Source organism: Vibrio sp. QJM3NY_26 (assembly GCF_057786005.1).
Window position 1 is genome coordinate 542249 of record NZ_CM173516.1, and the last position, 13789, is coordinate 556037.

A 13789-nucleotide genomic window follows, 5' to 3' on the forward strand; every position below is an offset into this window, starting at 1 on the left:
GAAACAACAAACTATGGCGTATGAATTGAGCCATCTGGTAGTCGACTTTGAGTCCACTCATGAGGGCGGTACATCACAGGAAACTCGGCTGCAACCTCTCGATCCATCTCTACACCAATACCTGCGATTTCAGAAGCGTATAAGTAGCCATTAATTGGCTCAGCAGCGTTCGGGAATACCTTATGTGTATTCTCGTTGTATTCAACATGCTCTTGAATTGCCGCATTGTGCAAATGTACATTCAAATGCGTGTTTACCGCAGCGCCAATTGGCGTCATATCCGGCGGACAATGCCATGCAATACGAACACCGAAGTTCTGACATAGATGACCTAGTTTCAGAGCTGGAGTAATGCCGCCAATTTGTGAAACATGACAACGAATAAAATCAATACGGCGGTTGGCAATCAAAGACTTCCACTCTTCAGGGTTGTTAAATAACTCCCCTAAACCCAATGAAACCGAGCTTTGGCTACGAATGTTATCCAACCATTCAGTTTGGTTTGGCGGAAGAATATCTTCAATGAAGTAAGGCTTATATTGCTCAACTTCTTTGGCAAATTGTATTGCTTGATTTGGGAAAAGGCGCTCATGAACATCATGAAGAATATGGAATTTATTACCATATTTCTCTCTAAGCGACTTAAACATTGTCAGTGTATTGTCCATGTACTGATCTTGGTCGTAGTACGAACCTTCAGTTGGATTTTGAGTGGTATGCAAATCGGTTGGAACACCGCCATAGAAACCAAGCTGACAACGAATATGCTTGTAACCTTTGTCTAGGAAAGATTCCACCAACTCATAAATACCCTCCATTGTGTCGCTAGTCGCGTGTGTGTATACAGGAATAGCATCACGAGACTTACCACCAAATAATTGATGTAACGGCATACCCGCCAATTTGGCTTTAATATCCCACAGTGCCATATCAACACCGGAAATTGCATTATTGATAACAGGGCCATTTCGCCAATAAGCATTGACCATCATCATTTGCCATAAGTCTTCAATATTATTGGCATTTTTACCAACTAGAAGAGGTTTTAGATACTCATCGACCATTGTTTTTACAGCAAGCGGTCGTTGTTGGAAGGTCGCGCAACCAAAGCCTGTCACACCTTCATTGGTTTCAACAACAACCGTGATGAGGTTATGCCTATCTGGCTTGGTAATAATACAATGGATATCGGATATAATAGTTTCTTTCACAATTAAATAACCTAAACTAACTTCAACTCTTATTATCTAACCGTGTTAAAAAGCACATTTCAAGCGTTAAATTTCATGCGAAAATAATTGGTACGTTTAGTGTTTTTTTTTGATAAACAAAACATACCAATTGGCCCAAAACGGTCGAAAATAATTTATTCGAATTTTAAGTGTGATTGAAGTCTCTTTTTATCCCATTGGCTTTAAATAAGTTATCGATATGATTACTGGAGTTAAATATATCCCAGTAACAGGTGTAGTATGCAAATTGTTGAAAATAATGATGCTGTTATGAATAACTCTAAGTCATCGTCTAAAAAGAAAAATTTCAGAGAAAATATACAGTTATTAGTCACAGCACTTGGTGGTGAAGATAATATCGTGAGTCTCACGCACTGTATGACAAGACTAAGATTCAAATTGGCAGACGAGTCTCTGGTAGACGAAGAGGCTATCAAGCAGATCGCTGATGTGAAAGGTGTGGTACTTCAACAAGGCCAAACCCAAGTCATCATCGGTGTTGAGGTCGAGAAGTGGTTCAACGCGCTATCAAACACTCAACAAGCTGACGCTAATCCGGCTGATGAGCTAGAGAAAGGCAAGCTGTTCCAGGGCGTGATGCGTATTGTCGCAGGTATCTTTGGCCCTGTCGTTCCTGCCATTGCGGGCGCTGGTATGTTGATGGGTCTACTCTCAGGGCTTATCGCAACCAACGTTATCTCTGAAAGCTCAGACACGGTTTACTTTTTCCGTTCTATTTCTGTCGCTGTTTTCTTCTTCCTACCAATGCTGGTTTCTTTCTCTGCAGCCAAAGTATTTAAAGTAAACGAATACATTGCGCTGGCTGTCTCTTCAGCGATGTTGGCACCCAAACTAGTCGATAAAGCAGTGCTACTCAAAGATGCTGGCGCTGCTCCGGAGCTGACGGTTCTTGGCGTGGTTCCGATTGAACTGCTCAACTACGGCGGCGCAATTGTTCCTGCGATTCTAGCAATCTGGTTATTGTCTAAAGTGACTCCGTTAGTTGACCGTCTAGTTCCTTCTTCTGCGAAGCCTGTATTTACACCACTGCTTGCCTTTACGGTAACTTCGACCATCACGCTATCATTTGTTGGCCCTGCTGGTATCTGGCTAAGTAACGGCGCGGGTTGGGTAATGAGCTCGCTACTGGAGATATCTCCTACGTTAACGGGCTTTGTTTTTGGTCTGACTCGCCCGATTACGATTGTGTTTGGTATTCACCACAGCATGACGCCGATTAGCCTGAACAACTTTGCTCTGTATGGTAAGGATTTACTAATGCCGATCATGTGTTTAGGTAACATGGCAATTGCTGGCGCGACAATGGCTATCTGGCACAAGCAACGTAAAACAGTTTCTAAAGAGCAATCTTCAATCACGATGGGCTCAAGTGTTACCGCTATCTTAGGCATCACGGAGCCGGCTCTATTTGGTGTCCTCACGAAATACACCAAAGCGATGATGACCGCGAGTTTGGCTGCGGGTGTGTTCGGTGCTATCTCGGTAACAATCGATACGCACTTAACGAGCTACATTCTTTCTTCTGTCTTCAGCTTGCCAGCTTACCTTGCAGGCGGCACACAGAACTTTATCCAAGCGATTATGGGTGTGGTTGGTGTGTTTGTACTGTCTTATGTTCTAACGCTATTGTTCGTAAAACTAGACAACAAATAACACTTCCTCCCAACCTATTGGGAACAGAATCAACGTGGCTACCTTCCTTGTAGCCACGTTCCATCATTTATAGCTAGCAATACCCATTCTTCTGTAAGGGCACACTTATGAGCCACATTGCGATTATCGGCGAGTGCATGATTGAACTGAACGGCGCTCCATTCGGTACCATGCAACAAACCTATGGTGGAGATACGCTCAACGCCGCTGTGTATTTGAACCGAAGTGCCACCAGCCATTCCAGTTCGACAAATACTCCTAGGATTCGTACCAGTTACGTCACGGCTCTTGGAGCAGATTCCATTAGCCAAGAGATGCTTAAGCGTTGGCAAGATGAAGGGTTATCAACCGATTTAGTGCTTATCGACGAACAGCGCTCGCCAGGCCTGTATCTGATTCAATTAGACGACGTTGGCGAACGCACATTCTTGTATTGGCGTAATGACTCTGCTGCTCGTTACATGGTGCAGCACCCAGATTTCGATAAGATAACCGCCCAACTTTGCGATGTTGATATGGTGTTTTTGAGCGGGATATCTCTGGCGATCTTGCCTCATGGCGATCAGCTAAAGTTACTCACTATCATCCAAGGTCTAAGTGAACGTGGTGTGGCCATCGCCTTTGATAGTAACTACCGACCAAAGTTGTGGGACTCACAAGACGCAACCAAAGAAGCTTATCAGCTTGCCTATCAAGCGACAGATATCGCCTTGGTTACCTTTGATGACGAACAACTATTGTGGGGCGATACAACGCCGCAAGACACCATAAGAAGGCTGCATTCACTCGGCGTCAAAACCGTTGTTGTGAAGCTTGGTGCTGAAGGCTGCTTGATCAGCGAAAACCCTGAAAATGAGCCAGTAAAAATCACAACGACACCTGTCGAGACTGTGGTTGATAGCACCTCTGCTGGCGACTCTTTTAACGGCGGTTTCTTATCTTGCTATCTCGCTGGAGGTTCTGTTTCAGAAGCCTGCCAACAAGGTAATGCACTCGCAAGACTAGTGATTCAACACCACGGTGCAATTATTCCAAAAGTCATCACCGATACTCTTTCAAACCCTATTAAGAAGTAAACCATGCCTACAATTAACGAACAGCTAAAAGCACTTAAAGTTATCCCTGTTATCGCGATTGATAACGCAGAGGATATTATCCCTCTAGGCAAAGTATTGGCTGAGAATGGCCTTCCAGCTGCTGAGATTACGTTCCGTTCAGACGCCGCTGTTGAAGCTATCCGACTGCTTCGCGAAGCTCAGCCTAACATGCTGATCGGCGCGGGCACCATCTTGAACTGTGAGCAAGCACTCGCAGCCAAAGAAGCGGGCGCAACGTTTGTGGTATCACCGGGATTCAATACAAACACGGTTAAAGCATGCCAAGAAATCGGCATCGATATCATTCCTGGAGTGAACAATCCAAGCACCGTTGAAGCGGCATTAGAGATGGGCTTAACAACCTTGAAGTTCTTCCCAGCAGAAGCTTCTGGCGGTATCAGTATGGTGAAATCGTTAGTCGGACCTTATGGCGACATAAGACTCATGCCTACAGGCGGTATCACGCCATCAAACATTGGCAACTACCTAGCCGTTCCTCAGGTATTGGCATGTGGTGGCACCTGGATGGTGGATAAGAAGCTCGTCGAAAACAAAGAGTGGGACGAGATTGCCCGTCTAACAAGAGAGATTGTTGAGCAGGTGAATCGCTAAGTAGTTAAGTAGTTAAGTAGTTAGTCTAAACTGTTCGCAGATTTGGAAATGCGTTACATACAAAAAGAGCGAGAGGCTTGCCTCTCGCTCTTTTTTCATCTATCTATTGTGACAATTGTTGCTCTACAAGCGTCTTCCAGAACCCAACGCCATGTTCCAGAATATTGTCGTTAAAATCGTAGTGTGGGTTATGAAGCGCAGTGCCTCCACATTCACCAACACCATTCCCAACTAGCACATAGCACCCTTTTACTTCGCGTAACATGAACGAGAAATCCTCACTGATGGTGAAGCGTTCACAAGCTCCATTCACATTCTCTTCACCAACAACCGCTTGTGCTGCTTTGATTGCGTGAGCAGTCTCTTCCGGCGTGTTGATTGTTGATAGAAAGCTATTGTTAAAATGATATTGATAATCAACGCCTGCTGACATGCACTGACCCGCAACGACACGCTCGATCGCTTTCTCAATCTTGTGTAACGCTTGATCCGTGAAGCTACGAGTATCACCTGAAATGGTCACTTGCGAAGGAATCACGTTAACTGTGCCGTTGGTAACAAAGTTAGTCACTGAAATAACCGCCGTCTCATCAATTGCACTCAAATTACGTGAAACAATGGTTTGTAAGGCGGTCACAACCTGAGCTCCAACTACAATCGGGTCGGTTCCCATGTGTGGCATAGCGGCATGACCACCCGTAGCCTTGATAACAATTTCAAAGCTACTTTCACTCGCCATTAATGAGTTGGGGCGAGTCACAAACTTACCTTCAGGAATACCCGGTAGGTTATGCATTGCGTAAATCGCATCCATATTCCAACGAGTAAACAGGCCGTCCTCGATCATCGCTTTGGCGCCTGTACCACGCTCTTCATCGGGTTGGAAAATGAAGTAAACGGTGCCATCAAATTGCTTGCTGTTTGCTAGCTCTTGCGCGGCACCCAACAACATAGCTGTATGCCCGTCATGACCACAAGCATGCATCGCACCATCATGTTTAGAAACATGACAAAACGTATTCTCTTCATGAATACGCAGGGCATCCATGTCAGCACGCAACCCAATCGAGCGACCGCTTGTACCATTTTTTAAAATTCCCAGAACACCGGTTCCACCAATACCACGGTGAACTTCAATGCCGAACTCTTCGAGTTTATTCGCAACAAATTCAGAGGTTTTGAACTCTTCAGTACCAAATTCAGGGTACTGATGTAGATGGCGACGCCATTCTGTGACAGTGGCAGTGTTAGTCATGGAAACTCCAATAAATACTTAAAATTAATTTGTTGAAACTGTTTTGGATGTCATTTCGCGAGATTTGTTGGAGGTTGCAAATAGCATCATAGCAACGATGATTAAGCCAACCGCCATCGCCCTCAAGGGGGTGATAGGCTCTCCGAACACCAAAACAGCAATGAAAAATGCTGACATAGGGATGAGGTTTAAAGCCATGCTGCTGCCTTCAACTCCCACACGTTCTATGCCGTAGATATACGCGATATAGCCCAGACCTGATACAAAACCTCCTAGCACCATAATGCATAGAAGTGACCAAGAAGGGCGCATCACCAGTAGCAGGCTGGGTACATCTATACCTGACACCAATAAATAAATGAAAAAACCAACAGCTGCGAAACCAAACTGATAATGCATGGTGCGAGTTGCACCGTATTTTTCTGCCAGATGAGCCCGTAAGTGGGTGACAGATGCAAAGCTCAACACACTCAATAAGCAAATCAGATGGCCAATGTTCATTCCGCTATCTTCCGAAGTAAACGGCGGAGCAAGAACCAATATGCTCACTCCAATCAAAGCAATCCCACTTGAGGCAATTTGCATACGCGTAAAGCGTGCACCATAGAAAACTTGCCCAATAGCCAAGATTGCAATCGGTACAAGACCTTGAATGACTCCGTTTTCCGATAGCGAAATATAATCGAGTGATAGAAATGACAAGAAGCTAAATAAACCTTGGCCTACTACACCACACACTAATAACTTAAATAAATCGCTTCGATTAGCCCAACTGAACGACAGTTTCGGTTTAGTTTGAGTATTGGCTTGACGTATTGCTCCAAAAATCAGGACTAAAGATAAAACCGAGAATGCCATCATGTAGCGCAGCCACACTAACAATCGCGCATCAATGGTTTGCAGTGGCAAGGTAGCTAAAGCAGCCTCAGAGCCCCATAGCAAACCAACGCTAATTGCTGCAATCCAACCTTTAGTCACTGATTTCATCACTTAGCTCACTTCTGGCGTTGCTTTCTTATCGCAAGCTAAGTTTTCTGCTGTCTGTTCTTCTTGCTTCGTTTCAAACTTAGTGAATACGTAAAGTGCTACGACAATCAATGAAACGACAATGGTTTTCCCCATGGCCATCTGCTCACCAAGTGTTACAACTGCCACTAAGTAGCCAACCAAAGGCATGAGGTTTAATGCCATCGTTGCCTTTTCTACACCGATACGCTTGAAAGAATACAATTGAATCAAGTAGCTACCACCAGAAATGCCTGTACCTAAGAAAATAAGCAGTGCAATCAACAGCGGGCTAGAGAAAATAATGTAAATCTGAGACAAGTCCAAGCCCATGGTCAACACAACGATAATGCCCATCACAGCAACCGAAATGTATTGGTACAGCATGGAAACCACTGAGCCGTACTTGTCCGCTAAGCTAGCACGTAAATGTGCCGTCCACGCTAAAGCCAGCATCGAACATGTCACGTAAACATAACCCAGCAGCGGAGTACCGCCTTCAATGGTGTTTGTTGGCCCGACACTCATTGCGTAAATACAAACTGCAGATGCGATGAAAGCGCCCCACTGAATCTTGTTCATACGGAAGTTCATAAACATCATGCCAAAGAAAACCGTCGCGAACGGCTGCATACCTTGGATAACACCGTTTTCAGTCGCACCAATATGAGAAAGAGAAAGGAAATTAAAAAGTGAGAAAACCCCTTGTCCCACGATGCCACAAAGCGCAATACGTCCAATATCTTTGGTATCGATCTTTAATGAAGAACCTAAGTCTGCACTTAAGTTTTTGCTACGTGATGTAAAAAAGAAAATGATTGATAGGCCAATTACCGCAGTAACGTAGCGGAAAAATACCAATGTCATCGGATCAACAGCCATAGAAAGCGGCTTAGAGACCACCCCTGTTACGCCCCAGATACAGGCAACAGCAATGGCTGCAGTCCATCCTAAAAATGTGTCTCTGTTTGTTGTGTTCATCTTTCTATCTTCCATAATTTTTCGATAATGGCGGTGCGGCACACCGCCTTATTACTTGTAATTTGTATCGTGGTTGACGGTTAGTTAGCGTTTGTCGCCGTTTTCATCTGAGGCGCTTTTTTCTTCGCCTTACCAAACTTCATGAACAGCATCATTGAGCCAATAACGACCGCAATCGCTAATAGTCGCATTGGCGTTACCGCTTCACCGAGAGCAAACACAGCCAGGACGAAAGAAGACAGAGGCATCAAGTTAAGTGCCATACCCGTTCCGTCTACGCCGACTCGTTCCATGGCATAGATGTAGATTAGGTAGCTGATACCTGAAATACCCACACCCAAAATTGCAATACAAGCCATACGAAGTGGAGAACTGAAAATACCGAGTGCTGAAGAGAAGTCCGCCCCCACAACCAGTAGATAAAGACCAAAACCGATTGCCGCAAAAATGAACTGGTGGTACATCGTCGCCACTGAGCCATATTTCTCAGCAAGTTTCGCACGAGCGTAAGCCATCGTAGAGAAACTCGCTGCGCTACCAAGACAGATCAAGTGACCAATGTTGAAACCACTTCCTTCAACAGATGGATCCATTACCAAGATAGCGACACCAGCGAACGCACCAACCGCCGCCAAAATTTGCATTGGAGTAAAACGTTCACCATGACGAAGGAAACCAACACACAAGATAATGATTGGAATAAGCCCTTGGATTACGCCGTTTTCTGAAGCAGTGATGTAGTCAAGAGACAGGAACGATAGAAAACTGAAAGCGCCTTGACCAATAATGCCGCAACATGCTGCCCAGAAAATGTCGTGTCGATTTGCCCAGTTAAGCTTAAAGTCGACTTTTTTCTGTGGTTTACCCATCGCATTGCTGACTTGGATAATCACAAATAAGGTAATGAAGGCTACGGTATAGCGAACCCATACCAAGACCTGTGCATCCATTACTTCTAGAATTGGTGTTCCAACGATCCAGGGAATACCCCATAGCAGGCCAATGAAAATGGCCGCGATCCAACCTTTTACTGTATTACTCATCTTTAAATTCCTTTCATTGGTTGCTATTGATTTAGCAATTGTCCGTAACCTGGACACTGAGCTGTCTTGCCGACTAGGTGCATGCAATGCCAGAACATCGCAGAGTTGCTACACACGACAGGGATACCAAATCGATCTTCAATCTCTTGAATATGGTCAAGAACACGAAGGTTGGTGCAAGACATAAATACAACATCGGCACTAGAATCAGGCAGCATTTCGCTTAATGCTTCCATCATTGATTCCTTTGAAACCGTGGTAATGTCAGTGTCTTTCTCAATGCCAAGTGAACCCAAAACAGGAACTTCAAAGCCAGCGGCAGTCAGTTGTTGATAAAGAGGGAAATTCACTTCTGTTGGATAAGGGGAAAACACGGCAACTTTCTTTGCACACAAGTGCTTAAATGCAGCTTGAGCAGCTGTCCATGGATTCGTTGCGGGAATATCACCGCGATTTTGTGTAAGAAGGTTTGCTACTTTTTCTTCACCAATAATGATAGAAGCTGAAGTGCAACCAAACGCCATGACATCCATGGGTAAGCCAGTAGCAATCAAATCTGATGCTTCACTGATCCCAACCGCAATTTGGTCGAGCGCTTCTGGTGTCATTTCGCTACTGTAATAAACACGGGAGCTAAACACACCCGCTTGTGTACCCAGTAACTTTGCCCAGTCCATCTCTAAAGAGTGGTCAGTACTTAGTTGTACTAAACCGATATGAACTCGACCAATTCTTGGGGCCTGAACGTGCTGTAATGGGATTTCAAATTGACGAAACTGTTCTATTGTTTGCATGAGAAACTCGTATTTTTATAATTTTTATGTGCTGACTCTGGAGTCCAGAGCCAGCTTTTGTAGGGTGTTAAATTTGTAAGGTGTTAAGTTTGTAAGGTGTTAAGTTTTTAGCTAAATAATGATCAGTTCTGGCTCTGCGCGTTTGCTTAACCATTCAGCGCCGTCTTCAGTAATCACGATATTCTCTTCGTGAACCATTGACTTACCCGGTGCGTAAACCATGCCCGGTTCTAGTGTCATCACCATACCCGGCTTAAGTACTGTGTTGTCGGTAGCCGTGTTAGACGGGCGCTCTGTCAGCTCCATACCTAAACCATGACCAAGACGACCAACGTCGTTGCCCAATGCACCATTGGCTTCTAATACTCCCCACATCGCGTTGTAGATGTCAGTCGTGGTTGCGCCCGGTTTCGCAGCCTCAAAGCCTTTCGTGGTCGCTTCGTAAGTAGCGCGGTATGCCGCTTTGGTTTGCTCACTTGCATGACCAAATGCCCAGTTACGGTCGAAATCAGAGAAATAACCATCACGTACAGCACCGGTATCGATGATCAACACATCTCCCGGCTCAATGATGCGATCAGTTGGGCCCATGATGATGCTGTCATAACCATCTGGCCCTGAGCCTGCGATGATATAAGGGCATTCGTCCGCACCTTCTAACAACATATCGATACGGAACTGTTTACAGATTTCACGCTCGGTCATGCCGGCTTTTGCGTATTGAGGGATCTTGCTAAACCCAACATTGGTAATGCGGCAGATTTCACGTGTTTTCTCGATTTCAGCTTGTGACTTGATCTGACGAAGTTCATGCATTGCTAAAGACACATCAACAAAGTCTTTCTTAACCATGGTGGTTAATTTCAAGTAATTGTTCACAGGCATACGTAGGTGAGATTCAATGCCTAGCGTTGCGCCTACTCGGCCATGACGACAAGGCAGAGAGTTCAATGCGCTAGCTACTAAGCTAATGCCATCATCTTCAGGACGAGGAGAAGGCCAAGTAATAATGTTATCGACCCATGTTCCCGCCATACCACTTGCTCCTATTTCAGGAACAATCGCAATCGGCTTTCCTTCTGCAGGAACTATGACAAACCATGGGCGAGTTGGGCTGTGCCAAAACTGAGTGTGGAAGCCAGTGAAGTAGCGAACGTTTGGTTCGGTTGTGAAAATCATCGCATCCAGATTCATCTCATGCATGACTTTTTGAGCGCGTGATGTTCTGTTTTCAAACTCAGCTTGTTCAAAGCCGCGGTTTAGGTAGTTAGTCATTGGAACCTCTAATTATTGTATTTAGGTAGGCACTTCTGCTGCTCTTCACAACCAGTAACCAACCCTATAGTTCAATTTTGTTTACGTTACGATGAGCATCTTACTGACATTTAAGTTAAATAATGTGACCAAGATCTTAGGGTTAACTATAGTGACCAGAAAGCATCTAAAACTGGGAATATTGTTGATTACGATCAATTTTAGGTACTTATTTGTAACTTTAGCCTTGTATGGGAAGCGGATGTATAGTCTTATAGTTACATAAAGTTAATTGGCAACTTGAAATGCATCGAGTAACCAAAGATAATAAAAGGCAATTAAAGTTAACAACAGTGGTCTAAAATGAACGCATCAGCATATAAATCGTTTAACGTAGAATTCACCGACAATGATAGAGAGCATCTCGCACTGAACTTTCGCTTAGCCGAAACCATTGCCGACTTTATTGGTCCGCACTGTGAGGTTGTGATTCATTCATTCGAGAGCTTTGAAAAGTCGGTAGTGAAGATAGTGAACGGACACCACACGGGTCGAGAAGTAGGATCACCTATCACCGATCTGGGGCTGAAGATGCTGAGTGTGTTTGAGAGCACTGGTGAGATCACGCCAAAGAGTTACTTCACCACCAGCAAAGATGGATCGTTACTTAAGTCTACGACCTGTGTGCTAGCTGGAGAAAATGGCAAACCAATTGGGCTGTTCTGTATCAATATGAACTTGTCTCACCCGTTTCCTGAGATCATAAAAACTTTAATGCCAGACATGGCTCATGCCCCTGTGGGTGTGCATGAGAACTTTGGAGCTTCAACAACAGAAGTGATTGAGCAAGCGCTTGAGCACGCTATTTTTGAAGTCGACAACGATGAGTCAGTCAACTTAAAAGGTCGAAACAAAGCCATTACCAAGCTATTGCTTGAGAACGGTATTTTCGAATTAAAAGAGGCGACAGCATTCGTATCTGAGCGTCTTGGTATTACTCGCCACGCTATTTACAAATACATCCGCGAGTTTAGAGCATAGAAATCATATAAAGAGAAACGAAATGAAAACAAAAATCCATACAGATCTAGCACCAGCAGCAATCGGCCCTTACTCTCAAGGTATGGCATTCAAAGACCTAATCTTCACTTCAGGTCAATTACCGCTTGATGCAAAAACAATGGCGTTTGTTGAAGGTGGCATCAAAGAGCAAGCTCGTATGTCACTAGAAAATCTAAAAGCAGTTTTGGAACAAAGTGGTGGTTCACTGGATACCGTTATTAAAACCACATGTTTCCTATCTGATATGGAAAACTTCGTTGCATTTAACGAGGTGTACACGGAAGTATTTGGTACAGAGAACGCGCCAGCACGCTCTTGTGTTGAAGCCGCTCGTTTGCCAAAAGACGCACTAGTCGAAGTTGAAGCAATCGCTTACATGAAGTAATCACGTATTGCTTTTAGTGACTGCGTATAGCAAAAAATAACTATGTAATGTTATTAACGACAAAGTAAGGTCATTGAACATCGCTTGATGGCCTTTAATTCCTCTGCCTGTATCTAAGTGTGCCCTATGTTAAAACTATCAAAAAATTCATTCTACACTGGACAAGTTTGCGAGCTATTCACTGCATCTCAAGCGCAACAAGCGCGTGAGTTTCACCGTCAGATCGAAGGTTACCAACCAACGCCACTTGTCTCTCTTCCTAATCTTGCTAATCACCTTGGTGTTAAGGCGATCCTCGTTAAAGACGAATCAAAACGCTTCGGTTTGAATGCATTCAAGGTACTCGGCGGTTCTTACGCTCTGGGTCGCCAATTGGCAAAACACCTTGGCATTGATATCTCTGAGATCAATCTTAAAACCGTTGCTTCAAAACTGGATAAGCCACTTGTATTTACGACAGCAACAGCGGGTAACCATGGCACTGGTGTCGCGTGGGCAGCTCGTGAAATGGGCCAAAAAGCCGTGGTTTACATGCCAAAAGGTTCATCTCAAGCAAGCGTTAACCGCATTCAGGGTCTAGGTGCAGAATGCATCGTGACGGAAGTTAACTATGACGACACGGTACGTATGGCGAACCAAACGGCGCAAGACAATGGCTGGATGCTTGTTCAAGACACTGCATGGGAGGGTTATGAAGAGATCCCAACATGGATTTCACAAGGCTACATGACGATGGCAGATGAAGCCGTCGAGCAAGTTCAAGAGCAAGAATTTAGCGCTCCAACTCACGTATTCTTACAAGCTGGCGTAGGTGCAATGGCAGGCGGCATATTAGGCTACCTTGCAGACAAGCTAGGCGCAGATACATTTGAAACCATCATTGCAGAGCCAGCAGCCGCAGATTGTATTTTCCGCTCAGGCGAGAAAGGCGAAATGGTCAACGTAACCGGTGAGTTGAACTCAATCATGGCGGGTCTTGCATGTGGTGAACCAAACCCAGTGACATGGCCAGTATTGCGTAATTGCAGTAACTACTTTATCTCGGTTGACGACAGTATTTCAGCAAACGGGATGCGTGTTCTAGGTAACCCACTACAAGGTGACAGCCAAATCATCAGCGGTGAGTCAGGTGCGATTACACTAGGTCTTCTTTACCAACTTTGCCGAGAGGGCGCAGACCAAGCAACGCGTGACACTCTAGGCTTAAATGAAGACGCAACCATCATGCTCTTCAGCACCGAAGGCGACACCAACCAAACACGTTACCGCGACATCGTTTGGAATGGATTGCACCACTCTAACTAATTGCTGACGGTCATAAACTCCACAACACTAACGACAAAGCCACAGCGAACGCTGTGGCTTTTCTTTTACCAGTTGTTCTTTAATCGCTCT

General features: G+C 44.7%; 13 protein-coding genes. 6 read left to right on the forward strand and 7 right to left on the reverse strand.

Going from position 1 to position 13789, the window contains the following annotated elements:
• Window positions 1-11: 11 nt before the first annotated feature.
• A complete protein-coding gene (locus AC3CH4_RS17765; RefSeq protein WP_237289813.1) occupies window positions 12-1211 on the reverse strand; it encodes an enolase C-terminal domain-like protein in 1200 nt (399 codons plus the stop codon).
• 261 nt (window positions 1212-1472) lie between these two features.
• Here AC3CH4_RS17765 and AC3CH4_RS17770 point away from each other — a divergent pair, with 261 nt between their 5' ends.
• From AC3CH4_RS17770 to AC3CH4_RS17780, 3 genes are all read left to right on the forward strand, one after another.
• Complete coding sequence (locus AC3CH4_RS17770; protein ID WP_488544174.1) at window positions 1473-2906, forward strand: PTS transporter subunit EIIC; 1434 nt, start codon at window positions 1473-1475, stop codon at window positions 2904-2906.
• Between the two features lie 107 nt (window positions 2907-3013).
• Window positions 3014-3982, forward strand: coding sequence for a sugar kinase (locus AC3CH4_RS17775; protein ID WP_488544175.1), 969 nt, complete (start codon window positions 3014-3016; stop codon window positions 3980-3982).
• A 3-nt stretch (window positions 3983-3985) separates the two neighbouring features.
• Window positions 3986-4615 carry a bifunctional 4-hydroxy-2-oxoglutarate aldolase/2-dehydro-3-deoxy-phosphogluconate aldolase gene (locus AC3CH4_RS17780; protein WP_488544176.1) on the forward strand — a complete coding sequence of 210 codons (630 nt, stop codon included), beginning with the start codon at window positions 3986-3988 and terminating at the stop codon, window positions 4613-4615.
• Window positions 4616-4718: 103 nt separating this feature from the next.
• On the opposite strand, the gene AC3CH4_RS17785 is transcribed toward AC3CH4_RS17780, so the two are convergent.
• The 6 genes from AC3CH4_RS17785 to AC3CH4_RS17810 form a co-directional block, all read right to left on the reverse strand.
• Window positions 4719-5870 (reverse strand): M20 aminoacylase family protein, encoded by a 1152-nt coding sequence (locus AC3CH4_RS17785; RefSeq protein WP_488544177.1) that lies wholly within the window; start codon window positions 5868-5870, stop codon window positions 4719-4721.
• Window positions 5871-5894: 24 nt separating this feature from the next.
• Entirely contained in the window at window positions 5895-6857 is a 963-nt protein-coding gene (locus AC3CH4_RS17790) for a DMT family transporter (RefSeq protein ID WP_488544178.1), read from the reverse strand.
• 3 nt (window positions 6858-6860) lie between these two features.
• The gene (locus AC3CH4_RS17795; protein ID WP_114634486.1) at window positions 6861-7856 is read right to left on the reverse strand and encodes a DMT family transporter; all 996 of its coding nucleotides are present in this window, start codon (window positions 7854-7856) and stop codon (window positions 6861-6863) included.
• Between the two features lie 80 nt (window positions 7857-7936).
• Window positions 7937-8899 carry a DMT family transporter gene (locus tag AC3CH4_RS17800; RefSeq protein ID WP_017082837.1) on the reverse strand — a complete coding sequence of 321 codons (963 nt, stop codon included), beginning with the start codon at window positions 8897-8899 and terminating at the stop codon, window positions 7937-7939.
• A 23-nt stretch (window positions 8900-8922) separates the two neighbouring features.
• Window positions 8923-9693 (reverse strand): maleate cis-trans isomerase family protein, encoded by a 771-nt coding sequence (locus tag AC3CH4_RS17805; RefSeq protein ID WP_488544179.1) that lies wholly within the window; start codon window positions 9691-9693, stop codon window positions 8923-8925.
• Window positions 9694-9804: 111 nt separating this feature from the next.
• The gene (locus AC3CH4_RS17810; protein ID WP_114634484.1) at window positions 9805-10968 is read right to left on the reverse strand and encodes a M24 family metallopeptidase; all 1164 of its coding nucleotides are present in this window, start codon (window positions 10966-10968) and stop codon (window positions 9805-9807) included.
• Window positions 10969-11310: 342 nt separating this feature from the next.
• On the opposite strand from AC3CH4_RS17810, the gene AC3CH4_RS17815 reads away from it, so the two are divergent.
• The 3 genes from AC3CH4_RS17815 (at window position 11311) to dpaL (ending at window position 13699) form a co-directional block, all read left to right on the forward strand.
• Complete coding sequence (locus AC3CH4_RS17815) at window positions 11311-11988, forward strand: helix-turn-helix transcriptional regulator (RefSeq protein ID WP_408683886.1); 678 nt, start codon at window positions 11311-11313, stop codon at window positions 11986-11988.
• A gap of 22 nt (window positions 11989-12010) precedes the next feature.
• Window positions 12011-12394 carry a RidA family protein gene (locus AC3CH4_RS17820; RefSeq protein WP_488527560.1) on the forward strand — a complete coding sequence of 128 codons (384 nt, stop codon included), beginning with the start codon at window positions 12011-12013 and terminating at the stop codon, window positions 12392-12394.
• 126 nt (window positions 12395-12520) lie between these two features.
• Window positions 12521-13699 carry a diaminopropionate ammonia-lyase gene (dpaL, locus tag AC3CH4_RS17825; protein WP_488544180.1) on the forward strand — a complete coding sequence of 393 codons (1179 nt, stop codon included), beginning with the start codon at window positions 12521-12523 and terminating at the stop codon, window positions 13697-13699.
• Window positions 13700-13789 lie beyond the last annotated feature (90 nt).